A 26503-nucleotide genomic window follows, 5' to 3' on the forward strand; every position below is an offset into this window, starting at 1 on the left:
TCCTAAAACAAATTAGGAGTAGTGGATAAATATGGGGAAAATTAAGCTTGAAGTAGAATCAACAAAGAGCAAAACAGGATTACATGCAATGAGAAGAATGGTAGTTATTATTAGAAAAGATAAGGAAGAAATAATAAAAGATCCAATAGAAGAAGGTAAGGGAACTTATAAAGAAGGAAAATCAGGTTATGTAAATTTAAATTTAAATCCCAATGAATATGCAGTTCATGTAATTCTTGTTAGAAATCCAAAAAATAAGGTTAAAGGAAGATTTATAGTTTATGATCATGAAGGAAAAGCCCTATTAGAAGTTAAATATGAAAAGCTAAAAATAAGGAGATCGTGGGGAGATAAAAACCTATCTTGGATTATTGATAGGGTTATTGAATTGATAGGATTATCAAATTATGTGAGGCATAAAAACTATGCAACAGGACAGAGCGGAAAAAGTTCTTGATTTGTTATCAACATTGAATGAGATTGTTGAGAAACAAAAAAGTAAAATCTCTAATATTTATAAGGAAGACTATGGATATCCTGAATTAGGACCTAGTTTAAACGAATTAAATATATCGGAGAAATTAAAAAATGCATTAATTAATTATGGAATAATAAAATTGTATAAGTTTCAAAAAGATGCATTGGATTCAATTCTAAACAACAATGATACTGTAATAACTGCTGGTACAGGGACTGGAAAAACAGAAGCCTTTTTAATACCAATATTAGATGAATTGTTAAAAAACAAAGAAGAGAGGGCTTTATTAATATATCCAACAAAAAGCCTGGAAAGGGATCAAATATCAAGGCTGTCCAATATAGTTAAAGACCTAGGAATATCATATGGGATTATAGATGGAGATACTCCTGCAAAAGAAAGGGCAAAAATATATGAAAATCCTCCCCAAATTTTAATTAGCAATCCAGATATGATTCATCTAGGCCTTTCTTTATCATCAGATTTTAGAAAAATTTTTAGAAGCATAAGATTTGTTGTTTTGGATGAAATGCATGTATATAAAGGAATTTTTGGATCTCATATGAAATGGATATTATATAGATTATCTAGTTTATCAAAAAACATATTATTCATAGGTTCAGGGGCAACAATTGGAAATCCTGAAGAAATGGGAGAAAAATTATTTGGAAGGAAAGTAAAGGTAGTATATGGACCAAAGAGGAGAAAGGGATTAGCAATTCATGTATTTATTGATCATGGTTATATGAGCAGGTGGACCTTTTCTTCATATATAATTTCTTCTTTAATAAAAAAGAACCTAAAAGTTCTAGCCTTTACAGATTCTCAACAGATGAGCGAATTAATATCAAGGATCTCTAGAAAAAGCTATAATACAAATGTATTAGTCCATAGATCTGGTTTAAGTGCAGAAACTAGAAAAAATGTTGAGAGAGAATTAAAGGAAGGTATAATAAATGGAGTTGTTGCCACATCAACGTTAGAATTAGGAATAGATGTTGGTGATTTAGATGCTGTAGTTATGACTTCTTTACCTAAAAGTTATTCCAGTTATTTACAAAGGGCTGGAAGAGCTGGAAGAAGAGAAAATCCAGGGTTAGTAGTTACAATAATGGGAGATGATCCTATAGAATCTTATTATTTAAACAATCCAGATAAATATTTCTCCCAAGATCCAGATCCAGGATTTATAGAACCCAAAAATAAAGAGATATTAAAGCTTCATTTTGTTGCATATTTATTGCAAAAAGGTTTTGTTAAAAAAGATAACTTACCTGAAGAGTTTTTAGATGTTTTAAAAGATTTGGAAAATGAAAACTACATTAACAATAACAATGATGTTCTTTATCCTAATTGGAAAAGTGGTAAAGCATTTGTGGCCAATTACTCAATAAGATCCTCTGGGCCAATTATTAATATTTACTATAAAAACAAAAGAATAGGTTTTAGAGAAATGCCTCAAGCTCTATATGATCTATATCCAAATGCAATATATTATCATTCTGGTGAAGTTTATTTATCAACAAAATTAGATATAGATTCCTATAAGGCTGAAGTAACAAAATTAAATGATATCAGTTTTTACACTAAACCTCTTTATGATATATATGTAATAGAGGTAATACCTAGAGAGAAAAGAATAGCTGGTACAATACCATTAACATATGGTGATGTACATATATCTATAGAAGTAACAGGTTATGTTATTAAAGATGAATATTCAGGAAATACAATTTCAACATCATATTATGAAACTCCAATAAAATGGAATTATTGGACTAAAGGTGTATTAACGAGGTATCCTGAAATATTGTTTGAAAGTGGTGAAAAGAAAATAAGTAGCTATCATGCCTTAGAACACGTATTAATTTCTGCATCAAGACCAATAATAGGAGCATCAGATACTGATTTAGGGGGAATAAGCTATCCATCAGGTCACATAGTTATATATGATTCATCTATAGGAGGTCATGGAGGATCTAAATTGGTTTTTGATAGATTTGAATCAATAGAAAATCTTGCTTTTAAAATTGTATCATCGTGTAGTTGCGAAGATGGATGTCCAAGATGTGTTTTTTCACCTTATTGTGGAAATAACAATCAGTTTTTATCAAGAAAAGGGGCGTTATCGTTATTGAAATATGTGTTCGAAAATAATGAGGTAAAAGAGAAAGAAGAAAAACCTGTAGGTAAACCTATAGCTTAAGCGCTTATAGGCTTTTCATAAACTTCTATTTTTTCTTTGCTTATTTCTTCAAGGCTTTTCATCTTTGGCTCTGGTATTGTTAATAACGTTATTATTAGTCCTATAGCACTAACTACTCCAAGCATTGTTAATATAAACTTTAATCCATAGCTATGCAATAAGAATGGGAACAAAAATGTTGTAATAGCCGCTCCTAACTTACCTGATGCTGCAGAAATTCCATGACCTGTTGTTCTATATCTTACAGGATATAATTCTGAAGGTAGAACAAACGTTGTTGTATTTGGACCAAAGTTTATGAATAAAAATGTTAAGCCAAATAATACATATGCTAACGTTGTTGGTATTAAAAATCCATCAATTTTGGTTCCACTAGTTATAATGCTTTCTGATATTATGAAATAAAGTAAAGCCATTACACCAAATCCCATTGATTGTATAGTTTTTCTTCCTATTTTATCAATAAAAGCGGCAGTTAAGAAGTAGCCAGGTATTCCAATTAATAGAGGGATTCCTGCTCTTAACACATCTGCTTTTAATGAATTAGATCCCCCTAATATAGCCAAAGTAATTGGTGATGAAAACACTCCAGTTCCATATAAAGCCATATCCATTAAAAGCCAAGGTATTGAGGTTCCTATTAATAACATACTATAGGATTTTAAAAATTCTCTTAGGCTACATTCTTTGGTTTTAACTTGTATAACTTTTGTATTAGCCCCAACAAATTTTATAGCTTTTTCAGCTTCTTCTTTATCATGTTTTGCTAATAAGCTAAATCTAGGCGTTTCTGGTATTTTTCTTCTGTAATATATTACTAAAGCAGGTGGAATAGCTCCAATCCCAGCTAATATTCTCCATGAAATAGAATGTGGGAAAAACGATACTGATAATAAACCTACTATAACAGCAACTGCTATTCCTATTCCTTGAGCGGCAAAAACCAATGAAACTAACTTTCCTCTATCTTTTCTTGGTGAATATTCACTCATAATAGTAGATGAAATTGGATAATCTCCGCCTATTCCAAAGCCCATAATAAATCTAGAAGCTAGTAGCCAATATATATTTGGAGAGAATGCACTCATCAAAGCTCCTATTACTAAAATAATTGCCTCTACTCCATATACTTTCTTTCTACCTAATATATCTGCTATTCTACCAAAGGTAAGCTGTCCTATTATTGCGGTTACTATAGCTGAAGATGCTAATAAAGCACTAAGAAGATCGGTTAAATGAAATGCAGGGGATGCTAACCTGTTTAATATTACTAAGATAATACCAATAACAAAAAGATCGTATGCATCAGTGAAAAATCCCATACCTGCTGTAAACCAAACTTTTATATGGCTTATATTAGTTTTTACGTTGTCTATATATTCAAACGGATTGTGATCACTCAATTATTTTCCCCATTTTTTTGTTGATAAAAAATTTACTTATAAGGATTTCTATAGTTACTATAGAGCTATATATAGGTTATATAGAAAGATAGAAAATATGAGAAGGTTTAATTAAATTGAGAAATACTATAGTTATAATAATATAAAATTTTCATTATATTTAAAATATAATTTTAATTTTATTATTAAAACAAATAAGACATTGTTAACCGGGGGGTTAACAATGAAAATGAATGTAGCTTAACAATTTATATGAAAGATTACCTTTTTAAATAATTGAATGAGCAAAGAACACATTTCTATATGAGATGTTTGCAAATCTATTGTAGGTTGAAGATGATATATAATATGTTTATTTTCATTAATTATTATCGAATTAAACATTAAAAGAGATATTTCTTTACATGTTTCATAGAAAAATTTAAAGAATCTTAGAAATAGGGTCTCATGGCATAGTTTATTGATTCAAAAGTTAATGGATGTGGCCCACAAACCCATGCGAGGTTCTTAGCTGTTAATCCATTTTCTAAAGCAACAGCAAAAGCTCCCATTAGTTCTGCAGCATCATGAGCATATACTTGAACTCCTAAAATTCTTAGTGTTTCTTTTTCTAGGAATATTTTCATCCATCCTTCCCTATGATTAGTTATTTGGGATTGTGCATCACCTGCTAATTTGTAATCAACCACATCATAAGCGATCCCTAAACTCTTTAGTTCTTCTTCAGTATAGCCTATCATACCTATTTCTGGGTATGTAAAGACTGTAAATGGAACAGAGTGATAATTCATCCTATAGGCATCTCTTCCTATCAATATGTTTTTAGCTGCTATAATACTTTCTTTAACTGCTGCATGGAATAGCATTGCTTTTCCAGTAACATCTCCTGTTGCGAAAACATTTGGAAGAGTAGTCCTTAATGATGGAGAAACCCATATTGCGTTTTTCTCTACTTTTAACCCCTCTTTTTCTAAGTTTTCCAATCCATATCCTTTAATTCTAGGCCTTCTTCCCACTGCCATCAAAACTTCCTCTGCTTCTACCTCAATAGTTCCATTTTTACTATTTGCTTTAACTACTTTCATCTCTCCTTTCTTTTCTATGGAAGCAACGGGACTATTCAAATACAGGCTTACTTTTGCCTCTTTCATTCTTGACTCAGCTGCTTTAGATAAATCGATAGGCATTGTTGGTAAGAGTCTGTCCATCATTTCTATTATAGATACTTCAACCCCTAATCTTGAAAGCATATCTGCAACTTCAACCCCTATATAGCCTCCTCCAATAATAGCAATTGATTTTGGCAGTTTTTTCATTGTTTTTTGATATGCAAACAATTCATCACTTGTTAATACTAAATCTTTCCCCTGTATGTTTAAAATTACGTGTTCAGCACCAGTTCCTATAACCATATATTTTCCATAGGCCTCAAAGTTTTCTTCTCCTTCGACTTTAACCTTATTTGGTGATAATATTGTTGCCCATCCTTTTATAAATGTTAAATTTGGCTCATGTTCCCTTATTTCTTCCATATGTTGTTGGTATCTTATTTCTTGAACCCATTCTTTTGTTTTAACAACCTCATCCCAAATTTTTTCAGGATCTATTTCTTTATTTGTTGAAGTGAATTCCAATATCTTTGTTCTAACAGTTTTTGATGGTATGCAACCTGCATATAAACAATCGCCGCCTAGGTTTCCCTTATTATCTATCATTAAAACTTTTTTCCCTGCTTTGGCTAATTCAAAGGCTCCAGGATATGAAGCTCCTCCGCCTCCTATGAATATTACATCAAATTCGTTTTGATTCATCTTAGGCTCACCTATGTTTTCTTTTAAATTATTTTTTAGAGATAGAGGTTTAAAAATATTATTTGAAAGAAGTTATTAAGATTTGTTTGAATTCATTACGATGCTCAGAGGAAAGTCGCTCATCACTGATCAGGGTCGCTCCATCCTCCTCACTGCTATTTCTATATAAGCTAGGTTTCTAGTACCTTTTTAACATTATATTTTAAATCTAGATGTTTTCTTGTTATCATAATTTTTTAATTATGTAAATTTTTATATAAAGATTCATATGAACATGAAAAATTATCTTGAGAAATGAAAATATTGCAAAATTGGTCCTCAATGCTTAAGGACCATTAAATCCTCTTTTTCATTAGAAATGTTTAATTTGAGTAGTTTATGTATAATTTTATTGATAAAAATATGTAAATGTAATTTGTTAAATTTAAATGCCTTATAATAATTTAAGGGGATAAGCATAATAATAGTTAGGGGACCTGAAGATGAAAAATATAGTTATTTCAGGAACTAATATGGTTTCAGAAGAAATAGCAAAATCATTAGCAAACTCTTTATCTGCAGAATTGTGTAAGCCAATTTATAAAGTATTTCCAGATGGAGAAAGTTATGTAAGGTTACCATGCAATGTTAAGGATAGTAAAGCGATTGTTGTTCAATCTCTTATAAATCCTCAAGACAAATCCATAATAGAGGCAATATTGTTAGGAGATGCTATTAAAGAATCGGGAGCTAAAGATCAAATATTAATAACACCATACTTAGCTTATTCAAGGCAAGATAAGGTATTCTTGGAAGGAGAACCTATAAGCATAAGGGGAATTTTGAAGATATTTAGCGATTACTATAATATTTTAGCAACAATAGAAATACACAAAGAAGATAGCTTAAAATTTTTCAATAAAAAAGCAATTAATATAAGGCCATATACATACATGGCTGAGAAAATTGGTTTTGATAGTAAAAATATAGCTGTATTGTCTCCTGATATAGGTGCAATAGATAGAGCAAAAATTCTCTCCAGTTATTTGAATTGTGAATATGATTACTTTATCAAAGCTAGGGATAGAATTACAGGAGAAATTACTATGCAAACAAAAGAATTAGATGTTAAAGGAAAGGATATAATAGTGGTTGATGATATAATTAGCACAGGAGGTACTATATTAAAGGCAACACAAATTTTGAAAAATCAAGGGGCAAGAAATATTTATGTAATGGTATCACATGCATTATTATTAGAAAATGCTGAAGAAAAACTGTTTTCTAATGGAGTTAATAAAATATATGCAGCAAATACGTTACCAAAGAAGAGCAAAGTAGATTATATAGATGTGGGTCCACTAATAGCTAAGAATTTATCCGCTTATCTCGATTAAAGCCTCAGAATCTGGCAATAATTTCCAATCCTTTCCAATACCTACAATAACTAGCATCGATCTTGGTTCAGCTCCGGCCTTTCTTATTAATTCTATTAATGCATTTAAAGTATGACCTCTAACGCTAAAATCATCAACTATAAGTATCTTACCCCCTTTGGGTAATTCCCTTTTTGGAACATAAAATACTGTATATGATGCAGGCCCATAGAAATGAACTCCTTCTATAATAGGTTCTGATGATATAGGTCTTTGCTTTTTAGCAACAACCATAGGTACTCCGGAAGAAATGCTAATTGATGTCGCTAAACTAATTCCTCCAGCTTCTGGCGTTAATATTCTATCAAAATTTCCATTAAACCTCTTTTTTACATATTCCGATATTAATAATAGAGCATCAGGATTCCAAGTAACTCCACTAATATCATAAAAACCATTATAAACCTTTATTGCATTGGCGACAATGTTTGATATAATTTGTTTAGATAAGAGAGAGTTTATAATTTCTCTTGCATTTCCTTCAGAAGGTAAAGTGTATTCTGAAGAATATCTAGAAATTATAGATAAGGATAAGCCGGTGAGCTCTGAAATCTTTGATAGAGATAAGAATTTTCTTGCAGATCTTAAAATCTTTACAGCCCTTAATCTTTCTTCATAATTCTGTTGTGGCATTTATTTAAACACCTATTGTATTTGAATTTTTCAAACCTTAAATTATAATATTGAGTTAACTATCTTAGCAAGTTCTAATGCTCCATCGTTGTAACTATAAGGAATTAAATTTTTAGTATATTTTATTGCCTCCATTATAGAATTTTCATTAAGAGAATTGGGAGGTAAATAATATGCATTTAACTTTTTTGCCATAATTTCCGATTCTTTTATTCTTATCTCATTTTGCATCCATTTCCATTCAATGTTTGGAGCAAGGATTGTAGGTTTTTTATATTTTAAGGCGCTCTCTACAGCAGTTCTTCCAAAATGGGTAATAACAATACTTGCGCTTGCAATATATTTTTCTAAGTTAGGATCGAATTGAAAAACTTTCCATTCAGGATGCGATGCTATATATGGTTTGGGATCAACTTTACCAGTTTGTAATACAATATTTTCCAAATTTGTTTTTGATAATGCATCAAAAAGTTTTTTATATCCATAGCTTCCAGCACTAACCAATATATATCCTTCATCTTTAATATTATATTTTAATTTACCTAAGAAAGGTCCTACAACCTTTCCTTTTTTATCATTAAATTTTAATTGTTCCTCCCATTGAAATGCAATTAATTTTGAAATTTTTCCTAATGTTTTAATAGTTCTACTTGGCTCTAAGAATCTCTCTGTAGATTCAAACACTATAATATCAGAACCTTTTAACCATAGTGCTAATCCTGTTGAAATACTATGATTACTACCACTTGCTATAACCAGTTTATATCCGGACTTAACCTTAGCAAGGGATTTTATAATAGCAATAGGGGCTCTTAATATGCCTTTATACAATGATTCGCTTGGATCTAAAAATTTAGGAGTTTCAGAAACAACATTTCCATAATTTATTACTGAATTTCTAGTCCACGTATCATTTTCAGGTATTATGAAATCTACCTCTATGCCCATATCTATAAGGTATTCCGCTAATGCAATGCTATGTCCTGTATGCCCGCCCCCACTGGCTATTATTAAAACTTTTTTCAATGTTATTCTCCAATATCAAAATATAATTTTGATACTTTAAGTTTTCTTTTTGATCAGCTTTGATATAAAGAATCCAGGGTAGTCATTCTCCGGAGAAAATCTGATTCCATAATCATTTTTAATTACATTTTCTTTTATATTTATCTCATCTAATTCAAAACCTAACTCTAAGGCATACTTTATATTTTCTTCATTTTCGGTATAGGTTAATGTGCAAGTAGAATACATTAATATCCCTCCGGGCTTTAATAATTTAAAAGCTTCATTTATAAATTGTTTTTGATATCTTGATAAAATTATTGAGTCCCTTAAGCTTTTTTTATCGCTAAGCTTTGGTATTACTCCTAAGTTCGTGCATGGAGGGTCAATTAATACAAGATCTGCTTTTTCTTTAATATTAAGTTCCTGAGTTGCATATCTAGAATCTCCTCCAATAACTTCAACCCAATCATATCCTAGTCTTTTCATTTTTTCTGTTAAGTCATTTGTTTTACTAGGTCTATCAATTGCAATTATTCTTGAGTTTTTTCCAACCTTTTGAGCTATATTACCAACTTTTCCTCCTGGAGCAGCATTCATGTCAATTATAATCGATCCTTCTTTAGGATCAGCTAATTCCGCAACCCACATGCTTGGAAGGCTTTGTGAATAAATGTAACCTTCTTCAAATCCTGGAAGTTCTCTAATTTTAGGAGATTTATAAACTGAATCTTCTACAATAACAGCTAATCCTTTTTTGAGTCTATATATGTCTTCCCAATCTATTATAGATATACCAGAGGCTAAAGGTATATCATTTCTATTAAATATTGTTACCTTATCTCCCTTCTTTATTTTATCAGCCTTAAGAATTCCTGGTATGTATAAATTGCTACCAAGATATATGGACTCGGAAGCATATTTATTTACATAAATCTTCTTATCATATATAGGAATTTCATAAGGACCGCTTATTTGGGCATAAATAGCATAATCTATATTTTCATCTTTATAAAATTTTATCCCCCTTTCTTTTAATATGTTTAAATATTCATTCCTAGTTATTTTTAGCGTATTAACTCTTAAATAAAATTTAGTTGGAGGTTTAATAAGGAGATTAATTATTTTACATGAATTTCCAAATATTGAATCTAATTCTTCCAATAATCCAATATCGTAACTAAGCATGTTATTGAAATTAATGTATTTATTTGCTATGTTTTTTTCCATTTTTATTCTCCTAAGATTTTGTTTCCCTTGCAATAAAATAACTTTAAATTTTTTATTTTCCTATATAATATAAAAACTTAGATTTCTTTTATATAAATGGGGAATATAAATGGGATCACAACTTAAGGTTTTGGTTATTTTATCAAGCAGTGATATTGATAAAATATTAACTGGATTATTATGGTCAACAAATGCATTTAAATATAAATGGGTCTCTGATTTAAAACTCGTATTTTTTGGACCTTCAGAAAAATTCCTGAGTTTAAAAGATAAAAGAGTCTTAGATGCTTTAAAACAATTCTTATCTTATGCTAATCAAAAACCTCTTGCATGCAAATTCTTAGCAGAGCAAGATGGGACTTTAAATGAGTTACAAACAGTTTCTTCAGAATTAGGTATTGATGTGGTGTATGTGGGTAGTAAAATTTCTTCTTATCTTTCAGAAGGATATGTACCCTTAGTTTTTTAAAAAAATTATTTTTGTTTTGGAGTATAGTTTTTCATAAACAATGCTGTTACAAAAGTTAAGAATGAAAATATAATTCCTATTAAAAATGTATAATTGAATGCAACAGGCCCAGCCTCAGTAAAGAATGAAAAGCCATATTTTGGAAGATAATATGATGCATATGCAACATATGTTGTCATTAAATTAGCCGTCATAACTGGTCCTATAGAAGATCCTAGAAATCTAACCATAGTATTAAATCCAAGACCAACAGTAACGCTATCCTCAGGCATTGAAATTGCTATCATATTAACTATAGGTGTCATAATAGATATAATGCCTATGCCAGTTACAAAAGAATCTAATACTAAAGGTAAGGTTCCTGACCTGTTGAATATGAATAAGGAGAAACCTATTAGTGAAACAATTGAACCATATATAAGCACTGGTTTTGGTCCTATTGAACTAACAGCCAAGCCAACCAAAGGGGCCAATATTATCATAGCAAGGGTTGCAGGTAATAATGAAAAAGCAGCGTTAATAACTGATAATCCTAGGCCATATGGTGTAGGCTCCTCTGCATAATATATAACTGCTAAATATAGTGTAAACATAGTTACTCCTGAGAAAAGGCCAGCTAAATTTGCTACCATAACATTTTTGATTTTTAAAAGATCAGGTCTTATTAATGGATTAGTTGATTTAGTTATATAAACTAAGAAGCCTATAAACAATGCTAAACCTGAAACAATTATAGGTAGTTGATACAATGAAATCCAACCTTTATATGGGGCCTCAGTAAGATATATCAAAATTAGGGCTGTGCCAATAGATAATAAAGTAGTGCTGAAATAATCGATTTTCTCCTTTTTAACTGGAGGATGTGGACCTATACTTAAATAGGAAATTATTATAGAAATTAAAGCGATGCCAAATGCTATATGAAACATTGCCCTCCATCCTAAATATTCCTCAATATATGCGCCAGCTATAATACCAATAGTCATTCCAATTGCTACCATAGCACTTAAAATTCCTTGAGCTAAAGCAACCCTTTCTTTAGGGAATATATCTGTTATTATTGCAATGCTTAATGGAAAAATAGAAAACCCAAAACCTTGAATAGCTCTAGATCCAATTAAAAAATAAACATTGGGAGAAAAACCAGCAAAAAGTACAGCTAATGAATATAGAGTTAATGAGATAAGATAAAGTTTCTTTTTTCCAAATGTATCTCCCATCTTTCCAAATAAAGGAGCGATTGCAGCTCCAACAACCAAATATGCAGAAACTATCCATGCAGCCTCTTCATTTGTTGCAGACAAAGCTTGTTCTATATGTGGTAGAGAAGGTATCACCATAGCTTCAACATAGCTTGTTAATGCAGTAGTAAATGTTAGCACACCTAAAACCAAAAATGGATTTTCAGGATCCTTTTGCATAAGGTTCCCCAGGTTTAATGTTTTCTCCTTCTTCCAATAATAACCATAACAATTAGTATTATGATTACAATGATTGCTACTAGATATAGTATATCAATGGAGCTTATTTTGCTAAATGAGCCTATTGAAAATGATGAAGATATAGTTATAGGAATTTCTATTACTTGATGCATTGGTGTCATTGTAGGAGGTTGGTACCAAGTTACTAATATAGGTATGTAGTATGTTCCTGGCGTTATTCCGGATGAAGCGCTAATAACAAATGTAACATTAAAAATAGCATTGCTAGGTATATCACCAACTGTATAATTAATAGTTTCAACTCCTATTAATGGATTAATACTTGAAGAAACATATGGAGTTATAACTGGATTTGGCAATAAAGTAACTGTTACAAATTTTGATGTTGCGCTACCTAAGTTTATTAATGATATTGTTAAATATGTATTTGATTCTCCTTGTGTTAATGAGTTATGATATACCTGTGTGGCAATAAAATATGCCGATGGTTTAACTTCAATTGGTATATTAAATGATTCATTTATACCATTTCCTTTAATAACAAGAATAGCTGTAGTATTAAATGAAGCTGGTATTTGTACAGTCTTATAAGGTTCTATTAATGATATAGGAGTAGTTATATTTTGGATTTCAAGAGGAAATGATATGTTTACTGGAGTTCCTATTGGCAAATAACCTATGTTTATTTTATTAGAACCTAAATATAATGGTGATAATTGAGAAGGTGTATAAAGATAAGCACTGACGTTACTTGCAATAACATTACCTTGATTTACTAAATAAACAGTTAATATCGCAGCTGTGTCTCCAGCATAAATAACAGGAGGATTGGTTTTGAATCCAACTAGTTTTAAGTCAACATAACCTAAAATAGGGACTGAATATTTTATTGTAGTAAATTGACTTATAGGTATTGTTTGATTAGTCTCAGGTATAGTTTTAAATATTGTATATTTTATATTAAGTGTTTCATTATATATACCATTTGAAGTATTGCTAACATTAAATAGTCCAAATAATTTTAATGTAGTTCCAGGAGTTAACACAGGAATATATAGACTAGGTATCGAGCTTCCTTTTGATAATATTAAAGGATATGTAATTGTTGAATTTATTGTTACATTATATAACGTATAAGGTCCTAAATATGTAACTGTTATAGTCAAAGGTAAAAACGATGCTCCTGGATATGCTAAAATAGGTGATGTATTTGAACCCCAGTATGAATATGCTATAAATGATGGTTTTAGAACTGGAGTTGTTTCTGCTTTACTAACATGAATAAATGATATACTAACCAATATTAATGAAATTAATAATAAAATTGTTATAATGCTTCCTTTTTTTCCTAATTTATTCAATATATTCACCCTGGATATATATATAACAAAGTTATATAAAAACTCTTACAATAATTAAGCAATATACTTAGGGTGGGGAAATATTAATAATGTTGATTTTCATCATATCTTTACTTTCTTAACTATTTTTTAGCAAAATAAATATAGCCTAATTAATTTTCTTTATTTTATGAGGGCCGGTAGTTCAGTGGAAGAATGCCGCCCTCGCACGGCGGAGGTCCCGGGTTCAAATCCCGGCCGGTCCATATTTCTATATTATTTCAAAAAATTTTTAAAATGAAAAATAAAGAAGATTAATTTTATAATGTATTCCACGATAAAAATATAAAATTTTTACTATTCTTAGTAGTAATAGGGGATTTGGATGAGCAATTTCGATATTTTAAGAGACGATGTGAAAGATTTATGGGATAAGTATATTAGGCATGAATTTGTTATTAAAATGAAAGAAGGTACCTTACCTTTAGATTCATTTAAATATTATATGATCCAAGACACAAAATATGTTAATATAATGCTTAAGTCATTATTGAATGCATCAAGCAAAGCTCCTCTAAATAAAATTACAAATATATTAAATGCTATTTTTAATACAAGAGATAAAGGATTGGAAATAGAAAAAGAGATTTTAGAAAAATTAAACATTGATGATGCAGCTATAGAAAATACTGGATATAATTTAGTTAATTATGCGTATACTAGACATTTATATTATAATTCAACGATTGGTTGGGATTATTTTCTTGCATCCTGGGCGCCTTGCATGATAGGCTATAGTTTTGTTGGAAAATTTGTAAAAGGGTCACCTAATGAAATATACGATTTATGGGCAAGCTTTTATGGTTCAAAAGATTATGAGAATAGAGTAGAGACCATAATAGATGCCCTTGATGATATAAAATTAAATGATGGGATAAAAAATGTCTTCAGAAACAGTGTAAATTTTGAAATAATGTTTTGGGAAGCAGCTTTAAGAAAAGATCCTACAATATTTAAATAGCCTTAAATCTTTCAGTCCAACTCTCATAAAGCTTTAGCATTTCTTTATTAACACTAGGCCTCCTTTGTTTAATTGCCTCATTGAAATCATTAATATTTATAGGCCTAACAGTTTCACTTTTTCCATCAGATTCAAAATATTCCCTCACAGCTATCATATAGGCATCTTGAACAATATCTTTTATATCGCTACCTGAATATCCTTCTAACATTTCTGAGAGTTGATCAAAGTTTACACCTTCATCTATTTTAATCTTTGATGTAAGCATTGAAAGCAATTTTAATCTAGCCTCTTTGTTTGGCAAAGGTACATAAATTCTCTTTTGGAATCTTCTTATAAATGGCTCATCAAGAGCCCAAGGTTTATTTGTTGCACCTATTACATAAACATGTAATGTTATTGATTTATCTTGTAGGCCATCCATTTCTTTAAGAAATTGATTTCTTACTCTTACTTCCCCTCCTACTTCATTTGTATGGACCCCTAATAATGCATCTAATTCATCTATAAATACAATAACTGGTATACCATTTTTTGATTTATTTCTTGCATAATCAAATACCTTCTTTACATTCTTTTCTCCTTCTCCTAACCATTTACTCATTATATTAGCTGCGTCTAAATATATGAATTCCCCATTAATTTCATTTGCAACAGCAGCCGCTAGCATGGTTTTTCCAGTTCCTGGAGGACCATATAGAAGTATTCCTCTTGGCCACCCTAATGGAAATAGGTCAGGCCTTTTTATAGGATATATAATTGCTTCTTTTATTGCTCTTTTTGCTTCATCCAAGCCTGCTATGTCATCAAATGTAATGCTAGGTTTTTCCTTTAAAACAAAGTCAGGCAAGCTATCATTTATATCTCCTTTAATTTCTACCCTTACTTCATCAGAAACAGTTTCCCCAATAGGCTGGCTAGCTTTGTTTTCTAAATATTTAAGTCTTAAATTCAGCTCATTTATAGTCTTTTTATATATTTTTACCATGGGATGCTCAGGATAATTTCTAATGATTTCTTCAAGAGCCTCCATAGCTCTTTTATATTTATCAATGGCTGTTTCATAATCTTTATTTCTCTCAGCATCTAATGCTTCATGCATCTTTCTCCTAGCAGTTTGTTCTAGCATTGCAACTGGGTTTGTTTCTGACATAATCTAACCTCTTTTTATTTATTTAAATAAAATGGTTTAAAGAGTGAGAGGCTATTTTACGTTGTTGATTGATTTGGAAGATCTACTTTAATTATTCCCCTTGCCTCTAATCTATATAATGTTTCTCTAATTACATCCAAAGGTATACCCAATTCTTCTGATGCTTTCCTTAAGCTTAATACTCCATTTTTATTCTTTATATATTCAAAAACTTTTCTTTCTATTATATCAGGATCAAAGGTTTCTGGAACCCTTGGTGAAAGCTGTTCTGCTTCTTTTTGAGCCTTTGCCATAGCATTAGTTATTAATTCACTTGCTTCTGGAACTAATTCTGATACACTTTTTCCTTGAGGCATTGAGTTTGCTATGATTCCTGTCTTTCTTATTACGTTTTCAGTTTCTTCTAATACATTGCTCAATGACGTAACGGCTTCTGGTGCGAAGCCTGTCAAATATTCATCCATAGCGCTCATTGCATATCTTAATGGCGTCAATACTTTAACTATAGATTCTAGACTTCTTGTATCCTGTATTCTCCTTATAGTTAATTCTATCATGTTTCCATAGGCTAACACAGCTTTCAATACCCTCTTTTTTAAAACTATTTCTGCAGCATTCATTTCCATATCTTCAGTGTTATTCAATTTCTTTGAGCTAACCATTTTTTCATAATAATTTTGTATTTCATTTATAATTGTGGTCTTTATTCTATCTAACTCCATTTTAACTAAACCTAATTGGGCAAGTATCTCATCATAATTAATGCCTTCTTGAGATAGACCGGTCTCTTTGTATTGACCTCTTGCAAAGAATTTTTTTACAACATCTCCTATCATTTTTTATCCCTCAACTCTATATTACAAATATAATTTTAGAGCACTTTAGCAGTGTTCCCTGGTAACACCGGATTAATACTTCATCTTATTGAAAATTATCTTATTGAAAATTAAGCTCCACCAGCAATTTTTATGCCTATATATTGCAATATGCAAGGAACATATCTTATAGAATTTAAATTACCATATTTATTTCCCCACATATTAACATATTTATTTGTAACACTATTGAGTAACGATAATTCTTCTTTGTCTAATTCAATTTCTGATGAATTTGCATATTCTATTACTCTATTTTTGTTTCTAGTCCCTGGTATTGGTAATGTATTGTTATTTATTAACCATTTTAGGCTTATTTGAGACCATGTATAACCTCTTTTCTGAGAAATGGAATTTAGTGTTGATATTAGTTCATTATCATTTTTAATTATGTTAAACTTTTTATCAGATTTTTGAGCCAAAGAATTAGGATTTAAGGCCCCTGCTAAAGCCCCCTTTGCTAAAGGACTATATGCAATTATTTCAACATTTTCTTTTTTTGCTAAGGGAAATATATCAATTTCTGGTACCCTATAGGCTAGATTATATTCAATTTGATTTGATATTATTTCATGCTTTGATGTGCAATGAATGGCTTCATTTAATAATTTTCCAGAAAAGTTAGAAACCCCTATGAAATCTACATATCCTTTGTCAACCATTTTTTCTAAACCTCTAATAGTTGAACATAATGGTATCCAAATTGGTGGTGGCCAATGAAGTTGCAATAGATGTGGTTTAAATCCTAAATTTTTGATAGATCTTTTGATACCTTTTTCTATAAAATATTCAGTTGGTCTGAATCCCCCAACTTTTGTTGCGACAAAAGTTGAATCTATAGCATTAAGTTCTTTTATTGCATTTCCTAAAGACATTTCACTTTTTCCATTGCCATATACTTCTGCGGTATCGAAAAAATTAATTCCAGAATCTAATGCCTGCTTAACTATTTCTTTGGCCTTACTTATATCTCCTTTCCAAGAAGTAGAGCCTATTTGCCAAAAACCTAAACCAACTTCACTAATTTTTATTTTTGTTTTTCCAAAGACTTTATATTTCATTTCTCTCTCCTACTTTTAAAACAAAAAATTTTTATAAAAAACTTTGTATTGGTTAGCTAAATTAAAATTTAAATTTTTATTTATATTAAAATTATTGGGAGAAATAATGGAAGACATATTAATAAAAAAGATAAAAGATGCAAAAGATTTGGAAAATGTTATGGAAATTGAAAAATCTGCTTGGGGAATGCCTGATTATACAGAAGCAACACCTGTACATATTTTAAAGGCTCTTGCAGAAAATGGTGGCATTATTTTAGGAGCATTCTATAATGGAAATATGATAGGTTTTAATATGGGTTGGGCAGTTGGATGTAATGAAAATAGATATTTCTATAGCCATATGACCGGCGTTTTAAATGAATATAAATATAAAAATGTTGGATATAAACTAAAAATAAAACAAAGAGAAGAAGTATTGAAACTAGGTATAGACCTTATTAAATGGACTTTTGACCCATTGCAATCATTAAACTTGAATTTCAATTTAGAAAAATTGGGGGCTATAGGAAGGATTTATAAAGAAAATTATTACGGCAATATAAGGGATTCAATAAATAAAGGATTGGAAACAGACAGATTTGAGGCTGAATGGTATATCTCAAGTAAATATGTTTCTAATAAATTAGAAGGCAAAATTAAAACCCCATCATTTGAAGAGTTAATGGGGAAAGGAGCTTATCTAGCCATAGATAGTAAAACAAGTAAAGAGAAAGGGAAAAAAGGAGAAATCTTTGATATTGAAATACCAATAAAGAAGGAATTTAAATTAAATAATAAAATAGTCTTAATTTCTATACCAAAAGAAATATCATTTATAAAGGAAATAAACAAAGATATTGCACAAATGTGGAGATTATATACAAGAGAGGCATACAAGTTTTATTTAAGCAACGGTTATATTGCAATAGGTTATACTAAAAGCAAAAACAATGGGTATGTTGTATTAATTAAGACTAGTCTAAACGATTTATTGGAGGGAGATAAGTTATGGAGTTAAAGAAAATAGAAATTTTTGAATTGTGGGTTAAGTTAAAAGAAGACTTTGAAACAAGTTTTGGGAAAACAATCGAAAGACCAGCATTATTAATTAGATTAGAAGAAAAAGGAGGAGAGGTTGGATGGGCCGAATCAGTAGCTGGAGAAGGACCTTGGTATAGTTATGAAACATGGGAAACTGCTTGGCATATATTAAATGATTTTATAATACCAAAAGTTATTGAAGAGAAAGAAATTGATGTAGATAAATTTAATGAAAAGGTTTCAAACATTAGAGGTCATAATATGGCAAAGGCAGGTTTTGAAATGGCTTTATGGGATTTAAAAGCTAAGGTGGAAGGAAAGCCTTTATGGAGATTATTAGGTGGAGTAAATAGAAATATTTCTAGCGGAGTTAGCATAGGAATACAAAAAACAACGGACGATTTAGTTAAAAAAGTATCATCATTTTTAGAAAAGGGTTATAAAAGAATTAAGATAAAGATAAAGCCTGGTTATGACCTAGAGCCTGTTATTAGATTAAGAAAAGAATTTGGTGAAGATTTACCTTTGCAGGTAGATGCAAACTCAGCTTATAAGTTAAATGATATTGAGATATTCAGAAAATTAGATAATTACAATTTGCTCATGATCGAACAGCCTTTGCATTGGAAAGATTTAGTTGATCATGCAGAATTAGCAAGACACATAAAAACACCTATATGCTTGGATGAAAGCATAGAAGATGTAAATGATGCAAGAAAGGCTTATCAACTAAATTCAGCAATGATTATAAACATAAAGCCAGGAAGGGTTGGAGGGTTTAATGAGGTATTAAAAATTCACGATTTCTGGTATAAAATAGCAAATAGAAATGTTTGGATAGGAGGTATGCTTGAAACAGGTATTGGAAGAGGCCATCTAGTTTCTGCAGCAACCTTGCCAGGAGTAAGGTATCCTAATGATATAAGTGCATCAGAAAAATACTATGAAAAAGACATTGTAGAACCTCCTTGGAAGCTTAATAAAGATGGTACAATTACTGCACCAGAAAAACCAGGAATTGGAGTAGAAGTATTAGAAGATTATATAATTAAAAATTCAAAAAGGAGCAAAAGTTATAGTTTAAGTAATCCTAGCAAATAAAATGTTACTAAAAACTTTATTAAGATTATTAGTATTCCAGCTAATAAGAAGTCTCTATTTTTATATCCTGCTGTGCCATAAGCTATAAGATTAGCTTGATGTGCGAATGGGGTCAAAAAAGGAGAGGAAGCCCCCATAGCTAAAACTGTAACGCCTAATAATGGATTTGGGAATGATAACGCTATTGGTGCAAGTATTATAGCGGCTGTAACATAACCAACAGTATTGCTAAGCAGTATTGCTAATAAAAACAAAATTAGGAGTGAGCTATGGATCAATCCTCCAACCATGGATGAAATCCCACTATTTATGATGACTTCTCCTAAAGATAAATAAGAACCTATAAAGACTATTAAAGGCCATTCAACATATTCATACATTTTTCTTAATGTTGAAAAACCGCTAAATGTAGAAATTAATGCACCTATTAAAAATGATAAGCCTAAATTAAAATTGAAGAAACTAAGTATTATTGCTATACTTAAACCAGAGATTGAAAATAAGGCTTTTCTTTTATCAAAAGCCTTTAATCCTTGACTATTAATAGGTAATAGGTCATAGTATTTTGCAAGTTTTGCCACATTAGGTTCTTCTCCTTGTATTAATAATATATCTCCAGGTCTCAATATGTAATCGTTAATTCTTGTTATGAAATTAGCAGATGCAATCCCTATTACATAAGAGTTATAAGTATCTAAATCTAATTCCTTTACTTTTCTCCCCTTTAGTTTTGATGAACTAGTTACTAATAACTCAAAGAACATTTCTTTTTCTTCCTTTTCTTTTTCAGAAATTTTTAATCCTCTAGATGAAAGTATCAAAGGAAGTTGTGCAGGAGTTATTTTTAATAATAAAATATCTCCTTCTTTTAGCTTTCTTACCGTTCCAATAAATCTCCATGGAGAAATAATTCTAATAACTTTTGCGTTGAGAGATTTTTCCACATCCTTTGGAGTCTTTCCTATAAAATTGCTATCACCTGTTATTTGTGCCTCTATAATATAACTTTGCACTGTTATTTCTTTTAATGATGAAACCTCTTTAATTTTCCTTCCTAAAAAAGGCGTTATAACAAATACCAATATAATTATGCTTATAAATGATGCAATTAAATTTATTTTTGCAAACTCAAATAAATTTAGATTATATCCAAATTTATTGTACCATGCATTTGTTAATATAACATTTGTTGAGGTCCCAATTAGAGTGGTAGGACCTCCTAAGATTGCAGCATAAGCTAAAGGTAATAAATATCTTGATATAGGTCTCTTAAGCCTTAATGAAACAGAATAAATAAGAGGTATAAATGCTAAGATCAATGCAACATCACTTACAAATCCGGAGGCGATAACAGTTAAAGATAAAAGTAATAACAATAAAACTTTTTCATATTTAATCTTAGATGTTATATAATTTCCCATAACTTCTAATATTCCAGAATCAGCCAACGTACCTGCTATGATCATTAATGAAATAAGCATAATAACGGTTATCGAGCTGAAATTTTGTAAGGCTTCTTGAGGGGTTAAATAGCCAGCAATAATTAAAACTATCATTGTTGCAATTCCTATAATATCATGTCTTAGCCTTCTTGATAGTAAGAATGATAATGAAATTATTATTATTGCAATCAAACCATATTCATGTAAACTTGGCATACTTTGCACATGTAAATTAAATAGAAGACTAGATATTAAAATTTAAATTAAGTATATCAATAAAATATTCATGAAAAAATCTTAAAATTTTCCCACCATAATTTATGGGCTTTCATTTGTTGTAATGAATATATTTTTGCTTATTTAAAATTTTCTTTAGGTTCAGAAGAGTTAATCGAGTTAATTTTTGCTTCGTTGATTATTCTTCTTATGTTTTTCCAATGTCCTCCTTCCCAATATACTTGACCACATTTCTTGCAGAGATAAAAGGTATTGTAAGTCTTTAATGCTCCTGGAGGAACTCTATTTCTTATTAAATTCTTATCAGTTACTTTAATTAATTTTTCATTACATTGGGGGCATCTGCTTTTTGCAGGGTCTAATTCTAATTCTATTATTTTTTTAGAATATAATTCAGATAATATTTTAACAATGTCTGTAGATTCAATTAAATACGAATCTATGTTAAGTTTTTTAGCTTTATGATATAATCCTCTATCTCTTGTAATTATCATTCTCTTTGTTTTCAAAGCAATATTTATTATTTGTCCATCGCTATAATCCCTTGAATATATAATATCATATCCTAATATTCTTAGCCATCTTGTTAATGTACCAAGCATGGCATCAGCTATGTATTTTGACATCTTTATCTCCTTAGATAAAATACTTTTATCAGAGCCCTTATATTTAAATAACAATGCTCATAGGATTATTTTCCTATCTTTTCTGCCTTTAATTGATAAACTAAGTCAATATAATATGGAGCTAATTTTAATATATCTCTCTTAGAAAGCATTCCAATTGGCTTTAAAGTTCTTGAATCCAAGATAGGTAAATGGCCAACACCTTTGCTTCCCATTAGACTTGCAGCTTCTTCTAATGGTACGTCTTCAAATGCGTAGTATGGGTTTTTAGTCATAATTTGGCTTGCATTAATATTTAATGGAGATAAGCCTTTGGCAACCACCTCTCTTACAATATCTGTTTTTGTAATTATTCCTAGTAAGTTTCCTTCTTCATTTACTACTAATACGGATCCAACATCCCTATCAATCATGAGTCTTGCTATTTCACTAACACTTTTGGTAGGCAATATATTTACAGTTGGGGTTCTCATTACATCTCTTACTAAATATTTCGGCACTGAAGCACTCAATGTATCCACCACTGTAACTAAATAAAAAAGAGAGTTTAAAGTATCTTTGTTTTATAAGATTTTAATATAAATCTTTTAAAGAGAAATTAATATAAATTTTCTTTAATAGCGAAATATGTCTAGTTGATCTTGGAGGTAACAGCATTTGCTTTAATGCTACATATATTACATCATTTTTATCTAATTTTGGTGGATCAATTATAATTCCATTCCTTTTATTTTGTTTAAGGGGTGATTTAGAAAAGTAAATTCCTTTTATTAGTTCTTTATATTCATTTTCAAATTTGTTAATTTGCATATATGCATCTATTTTATTATCATCGCATAGTTTTATTTTTGTGCTTTTATGATTATGCTCAATATTATCAAAACAGAATATGGACTTTAAATCTGTTATTATTTCACTTTGGTTGTCAAAATAATATATTCTAATCCATTTATCAACATACATTTCATTATAATTAAGATAATCTATCAAGATCGCAGGGATATATTTTACATTTAGAGATTTTAAAGCCCTTGTTCTATGAGCTCCATCTATTATTGTACCAGTATTTATATCAGCAATTATCGGCTTTCTTATAATTTTCTCCATTATAATTTTCTGCTTTAGTTCCTCTATGTGCTCATCGAGAGCATACTCATGTTGTTTAAGATCAGATATATTAACAAGTCCTATGTTAACGGAGCTTAAATTCTTAGTCTCCACAAAGGCGCATCACCATTCACCTTTTCAGAAACATTAATATTACTAAGGATTAAAAACTTTATATTATATCAGTAATAATCATAAGAAATATAAATTAAGCTTAATTTAAAAACAAAATCATAAAAAAGTTATAATAAAAATAGGCTGTTAATAAAATTAAAAATAAGATTATTACTCTTCATCCTCACTATCGCTACTTTCTTCTCCTTCCTCAGAACTTCCAAAAGAGGAAGAATATCCTCCTCTATCTCTTCTATATCCTCTTCCCCCATATCCTCCTCTTCTATATCCTCCTCTAGATCTTCCATAACTTCTTGAACTCGATTCTGATGCCTTTGGTGTATTTTCTGGTATATCTTCAGGCTTAGGAAGTGATCCCTCATCTATCTTATTTATTTCACCACGTGATCCTATATTTAATTGGACATCTCCTTTAAAGCTTGTTGTCCAAGCGCCTTTTAGTTCTATAGCATCTCCCTCATTTATTTTCCCAGCCTGATTTCCCCACATTGTAAGTTTTATTCTGCCGCTTTCATCTCCAACTATGGCTTCGCTTATTGTTCTATCTCCTCTTTTTGTATGGATGACCTTTGGCTCGTCAACACTTAAAACCCTTACCTTAATAGAGACATTATCTTCCCCCTCACGGAGGTCCGATACCTTACGATTACCTTCACTCAAGATTACATTCCTCACACTATTTATTTACACCCTACTGGGCAATTAATTTTTTAGAGGACTGTGGTTAAAAGTTTTCTCTTTTTGTTATCAGATCCTTTTTTAGATGATTACTTCCTTTTTAGAAGTATCAATATAAAAGTTTGTTATATTGTTAAGAGCTCTTTGTTAACAAAAAATGGTTATTCAAATTGGTAGAATTCGTTGAAATCATGATTATAACAAAAGAACTATAAGAGATGGATCAGAATCGATGAGAAGTAAATCCTGGAGAAAGTAGCAAAATATAAAGAGTCGAATAATTAATTTTTATAATTTGTTACATCTTTCATTTAAACTATTTATTATACCAGGACCCATGTATAAAATAGCCGTATAAATTTCTGCAGCATTAGCATATTGTAATATTTCATTAAGTTGTTTACAACTCATAATTCCTCCTACACCGATAATTGGTATTTCATTTCCACCAACTTCTCTAGCTTTTTTGATCATAGCTTTTGAAAGTTTATATAACAATATTCCGCTTAACCCTCCTCTTTTTACACTTATTCTGTTATCTTGTATTGGTAATGTGTTTGATAAGACTAAGCCAAATCCTTCTTTATTAGCAATTTTTGCATATTCTCTTATACTAAATCCTGGACCTATTTTGATAAAAATCTGTTTTTTAGAAGCTGTTAATGTTGGTATAATATCCTTCCATTTGCCTTTATATGTAGGGCTTGATAAATTAATTTCTATCCCTTGTATGTTTTCGCTCATATATTTATTTAAATAAATTATTTGTTCTTCTATTTCAAAGAGGTTAAATCCAGCAACGCTTATAAAGATCGGATAATTTATCTTTGAAACCCTAGATAAAACCATGGGTAATCCATCATTGTTTAATCCCATGGCATTAACCATGGAATAAGGCAAAATTCTAGCAACTCTAGGAGGTTTATTTCCAATCCTTTTCTTAGGTGTAGTTGAACCAATTACAATAAATCCAGGATTAAAATGGGATAGAAATTTGGCGTATTTTCCATTTTTATCTAATCCAGCTGCAATACCAACTTTTCCACAAACCTTAGCTGAACCTATTTCGTATTGATGTTTGCATTTACCTTCTGGCAAGGGTATAGAAAAAATTAGATGGCCTATTCTCATAGTTATTTCTGGATGTACATACTTAACACTTTTTGAAATCAAATTAATCATGGACTCTGCTATGCTCATTTTTCCACTCTATTATTTTATTGATTATAGAAATTAAAATTAAAGATGACCCCTAATGCTTTTTGGCATAATAGGTTGAATTGATCATATTTAAATTTAAAAATTTTTATTGAAATCCATTTATATGAGATACTATGGACAAGGATTATTCAGATAAAATAAGGAAGGCTATAGTTAAATACAATAGATATAGATCACCTGAAGCTGTGGCCAGAGTTATAAAAAGGGAGGGAAATTTAGTTTATGTTAAGATTGAAGGTACTTATTGCGAGACATGCGGATTATATGATTGGATTGAAGATTTAAAATATGTATTTGAAGAATACGGCTTAATTTCAGATATTATTGATATAAAAAACGATGAACCATCTTTTGATTATAGAATTGCAGTTTTTAAAATTAAAAATCAATAATTATTTTGTAATTTTCCATTTTATATTATTATCATTAATTGCCTCTATTAAACCTTGTTGTCTTAAGCATGAAATATATCCTCTTATTGTATTTTCTGCAAGCAGATAAGCCCCAATGCTTGGTTCTTCACTTTTATATATTGAGGTTAATTTCTGTGTTATTGATGATAAGCACATAGGCTCTACTAATAGCTTTTTAATTTCTTCTTCAATTTCAGTTATTTTCTTAATATTGCTCTCAATTAGTTGAGATGCTTCAGAGCTATTAACAATTGGACCGTGTGAAGGAACAATAATATCTACTTTTGATAGCATATTTAAAATCAAATTAAGGCTTTCTACGGACTTGCATGGATATTGATGATAGGGTATTCCATATTTTGTCAAAACTTTATCTCCAAATAATGAATCTGCTGCATATAATACACCATCTGGAGTTATTACTCCTAATTGTCCCTGTGTATGGCCTGGTAAAGGAATTAACTGTAAAGGTCCATAAGTATTTTGATCTTTGCCTATTAATTTCGTAGGATTTATAGCCTTAGCCTTAAATGGTAATATGTTATCTTCATGATTTAGCATGTAACCAAATGTAAGTAATGCTCTAAGACTAGGATCCCTAACGGCTGGTGCATCTATTTCAGAAACAACTATTTCATTTACAGAAAATCCTTCTCCAAGAACTGCTATATGGTCACTATGATAATGCGTAATGAAGGCTATGGATTTTTTTGGATTTAATTTATTTAACATAGATTTTAATTCTTTAGGTCTTTTCGATCCTTGTCCAGGATCTATTATATAAACATTATTTTCTTCATCCTTATAAAACAATGTTGCTGGACTTCCTTTATATAAAAAGGTATTTCCCTTTATATTTTCTAATCCCACATTAACACCCTTTTTAGCGTATATACAATAAAATTAATAAACATGTTTTTAGAAATATTCAACTTATATAGCAATAATAGATTCCTTTACAAAATGGTTTTCTCATTA

At 30.1% G+C, this 26503-nt stretch carries 25 protein-coding genes and 1 tRNA gene; 9 read left to right on the top strand and 17 right to left on the bottom strand.

Features of this window, described 5'->3' with window-relative positions; genetic code table 11:
- Positions 1–31: 31 nt before the first annotated feature.
- Both CALAG_RS02810 and CALAG_RS02815 read left to right on the top strand, forming a co-directional pair.
- Complete coding sequence (locus CALAG_RS02810; protein WP_015232231.1) at positions 32–457, top strand: hypothetical protein; 426 nt, start codon at positions 32–34, stop codon at positions 455–457.
- A complete protein-coding gene (locus CALAG_RS02815) occupies positions 426–2684 on the top strand; it encodes a DEAD/DEAH box helicase (protein ID WP_015232232.1) in 2259 nt (752 codons plus the stop codon). Before CALAG_RS02810 ends, CALAG_RS02815 begins: the two co-directional genes overlap by 32 nt.
- On the opposite strand, the gene CALAG_RS02820 is transcribed toward CALAG_RS02815, so the two are convergent.
- Positions 2681–4087 carry an MFS transporter gene (locus CALAG_RS02820; protein ID WP_015232233.1) on the bottom strand — a complete coding sequence of 469 codons (1407 nt, stop codon included), beginning with the start codon at positions 4085–4087 and terminating at the stop codon, positions 2681–2683. The two genes, CALAG_RS02815 and CALAG_RS02820, sit on opposite strands and share 4 nt — an antisense overlap.
- Positions 4088–4518: 431 nt before the next feature.
- Complete coding sequence (locus tag CALAG_RS02825) at positions 4519–5898, bottom strand: dihydrolipoyl dehydrogenase (RefSeq protein ID WP_015232234.1); 1380 nt, start codon at positions 5896–5898, stop codon at positions 4519–4521.
- Positions 5899–6380: 482 nt separating this feature from the next.
- On the opposite strand from CALAG_RS02825, the gene prs reads away from it, so the two are divergent.
- Positions 6381–7274 carry a ribose-phosphate diphosphokinase gene (gene prs / locus CALAG_RS02830; protein ID WP_015232235.1) on the top strand — a complete coding sequence of 298 codons (894 nt, stop codon included), beginning with the start codon at positions 6381–6383 and terminating at the stop codon, positions 7272–7274.
- Here prs and CALAG_RS02835 read toward each other — a convergent pair.
- From CALAG_RS02835 to CALAG_RS02845, 3 genes are read right to left on the bottom strand one after another with little or no spacing between them, the layout of a single operon-like run.
- Positions 7254–7946, bottom strand: coding sequence for a phosphoribosyltransferase family protein (locus tag CALAG_RS02835; protein ID WP_015232236.1), 693 nt, complete (start codon positions 7944–7946; stop codon positions 7254–7256). The genes prs and CALAG_RS02835 overlap by 21 nt on opposite strands.
- A 42-nt stretch (positions 7947–7988) precedes the next feature.
- Positions 7989–8972 (bottom strand): UDP-N-acetylglucosamine--N-acetylmuramyl-(pentapeptide) pyrophosphoryl-undecaprenol N-acetylglucosamine transferase, encoded by a 984-nt coding sequence (locus tag CALAG_RS02840; protein ID WP_015232237.1) that lies wholly within the window; start codon positions 8970–8972, stop codon positions 7989–7991.
- A 36-nt stretch (positions 8973–9008) separates the two neighbouring features.
- Positions 9009–10181, bottom strand: coding sequence for an RsmB/NOP family class I SAM-dependent RNA methyltransferase (locus tag CALAG_RS02845; RefSeq protein ID WP_015232238.1), 1173 nt, complete (start codon positions 10179–10181; stop codon positions 9009–9011).
- 109 nt (positions 10182–10290) lie between these two features.
- Between CALAG_RS02845 and CALAG_RS02850 the strand changes: the two genes are divergently transcribed.
- Positions 10291–10650, top strand: a complete 360-nt coding sequence (locus CALAG_RS02850) for a hypothetical protein (RefSeq protein WP_015232239.1) — start codon at positions 10291–10293, stop codon at positions 10648–10650.
- A gap of 5 nt (positions 10651–10655) precedes the next feature.
- Here the strand turns inward: CALAG_RS02850 and CALAG_RS02855 are convergent, their stop codons facing one another.
- Together CALAG_RS02855 and CALAG_RS02860 are read right to left on the bottom strand one after the other, a co-directional pair.
- Complete coding sequence (locus tag CALAG_RS02855; RefSeq protein ID WP_015232240.1) at positions 10656–12071, bottom strand: MFS transporter; 1416 nt, start codon at positions 12069–12071, stop codon at positions 10656–10658.
- A gap of 14 nt (positions 12072–12085) precedes the next feature.
- Positions 12086–13453 (bottom strand): COG1361 S-layer family protein, encoded by a 1368-nt coding sequence (locus CALAG_RS02860; RefSeq protein WP_015232241.1) that lies wholly within the window; start codon positions 13451–13453, stop codon positions 12086–12088.
- Between the two features lie 173 nt (positions 13454–13626).
- On the opposite strand from CALAG_RS02860, the gene CALAG_RS02865 reads away from it, so the two are divergent.
- Positions 13627–13698 (top strand) — tRNA-Ala (locus CALAG_RS02865).
- Between the two features lie 119 nt (positions 13699–13817).
- Positions 13818–14453, top strand: a complete 636-nt coding sequence (locus CALAG_RS02870) for a TenA family protein (RefSeq protein ID WP_015232242.1) — start codon at positions 13818–13820, stop codon at positions 14451–14453.
- Here the strand turns inward: CALAG_RS02870 and CALAG_RS02875 are convergent.
- The 3 genes from CALAG_RS02875 to CALAG_RS02885 form a co-directional block, all read right to left on the bottom strand.
- Positions 14446–15606: an ATP-binding protein gene (locus CALAG_RS02875; RefSeq protein ID WP_015232243.1), complete on the bottom strand. Its 1161-nt coding sequence runs from the start codon at positions 15604–15606 to the stop codon at positions 14446–14448. The genes CALAG_RS02870 and CALAG_RS02875 overlap by 8 nt on opposite strands.
- A gap of 56 nt (positions 15607–15662) precedes the next feature.
- Positions 15663–16442: a hypothetical protein gene (locus CALAG_RS02880; RefSeq protein WP_015232244.1), complete on the bottom strand. Its 780-nt coding sequence runs from the start codon at positions 16440–16442 to the stop codon at positions 15663–15665.
- A gap of 110 nt (positions 16443–16552) precedes the next feature.
- Complete coding sequence (locus CALAG_RS02885) at positions 16553–17542, bottom strand: aldo/keto reductase (RefSeq protein WP_015232245.1); 990 nt, start codon at positions 17540–17542, stop codon at positions 16553–16555.
- Positions 17543–17648: 106 nt separating this feature from the next.
- On the opposite strand from CALAG_RS02885, the gene CALAG_RS02890 reads away from it, so the two are divergent.
- Together CALAG_RS02890 and menC are read left to right on the top strand one after the other, a co-directional pair.
- Positions 17649–18542, top strand: a complete 894-nt coding sequence (locus CALAG_RS02890) for a hypothetical protein (RefSeq protein ID WP_015232246.1) — start codon at positions 17649–17651, stop codon at positions 18540–18542.
- A complete protein-coding gene (gene menC, locus CALAG_RS02895; RefSeq protein ID WP_015232247.1) occupies positions 18533–19666 on the top strand; it encodes an o-succinylbenzoate synthase in 1134 nt (377 codons plus the stop codon). Before CALAG_RS02890 ends, menC begins: the two co-directional genes overlap by 10 nt.
- On the opposite strand, the gene CALAG_RS02900 is transcribed toward menC, so the two are convergent.
- From CALAG_RS02900 to CALAG_RS02925, 6 genes are all read right to left on the bottom strand, one after another.
- Complete coding sequence (locus CALAG_RS02900; protein ID WP_048816701.1) at positions 19639–21324, bottom strand: SLC13 family permease; 1686 nt, start codon at positions 21322–21324, stop codon at positions 19639–19641. The two genes, menC and CALAG_RS02900, sit on opposite strands and share 28 nt — an antisense overlap.
- A 140-nt stretch (positions 21325–21464) precedes the next feature.
- A complete protein-coding gene (locus CALAG_RS02905; protein ID WP_015232249.1) occupies positions 21465–21971 on the bottom strand; it encodes a Mut7-C RNAse domain-containing protein in 507 nt (168 codons plus the stop codon).
- Between the two features lie 65 nt (positions 21972–22036).
- Positions 22037–22483 carry a CBS domain-containing protein gene (locus CALAG_RS02910; RefSeq protein WP_015232250.1) on the bottom strand — a complete coding sequence of 149 codons (447 nt, stop codon included), beginning with the start codon at positions 22481–22483 and terminating at the stop codon, positions 22037–22039.
- Positions 22484–22544: 61 nt separating this feature from the next.
- Positions 22545–23192 (bottom strand): ParB N-terminal domain-containing protein, encoded by a 648-nt coding sequence (locus tag CALAG_RS02915; RefSeq protein WP_015232251.1) that lies wholly within the window; start codon positions 23190–23192, stop codon positions 22545–22547.
- A 171-nt stretch (positions 23193–23363) separates the two neighbouring features.
- Positions 23364–23888: an OB-fold nucleic acid binding domain-containing protein gene (locus CALAG_RS02920; RefSeq protein WP_245529255.1), complete on the bottom strand. Its 525-nt coding sequence runs from the start codon at positions 23886–23888 to the stop codon at positions 23364–23366.
- Positions 23889–24179: 291 nt separating this feature from the next.
- On the bottom strand, positions 24180–25091 hold the full coding sequence (locus CALAG_RS02925; protein WP_015232253.1) for a beta/alpha barrel domain-containing protein: 912 nt from the start codon (positions 25089–25091) through the stop codon (positions 24180–24182).
- A 134-nt stretch (positions 25092–25225) separates the two neighbouring features.
- Between CALAG_RS02925 and CALAG_RS02930 the strand changes: the two genes are divergently transcribed.
- Positions 25226–25504: a hypothetical protein gene (locus CALAG_RS02930; protein ID WP_015232254.1), complete on the top strand. Its 279-nt coding sequence runs from the start codon at positions 25226–25228 to the stop codon at positions 25502–25504.
- Here the strand turns inward: CALAG_RS02930 and CALAG_RS02935 are convergent, their stop codons facing one another.
- Entirely contained in the window at positions 25505–26395 is an 891-nt protein-coding gene (locus CALAG_RS02935; RefSeq protein WP_015232255.1) for an MBL fold metallo-hydrolase, read from the bottom strand.
- Positions 26396–26503 lie beyond the last annotated feature (108 nt).

Source organism: Caldisphaera lagunensis DSM 15908 (assembly GCF_000317795.1).
GTDB classification, from domain to species: Archaea; Thermoproteota; Thermoprotei_A; order Sulfolobales; family Acidilobaceae; genus Caldisphaera; species Caldisphaera lagunensis.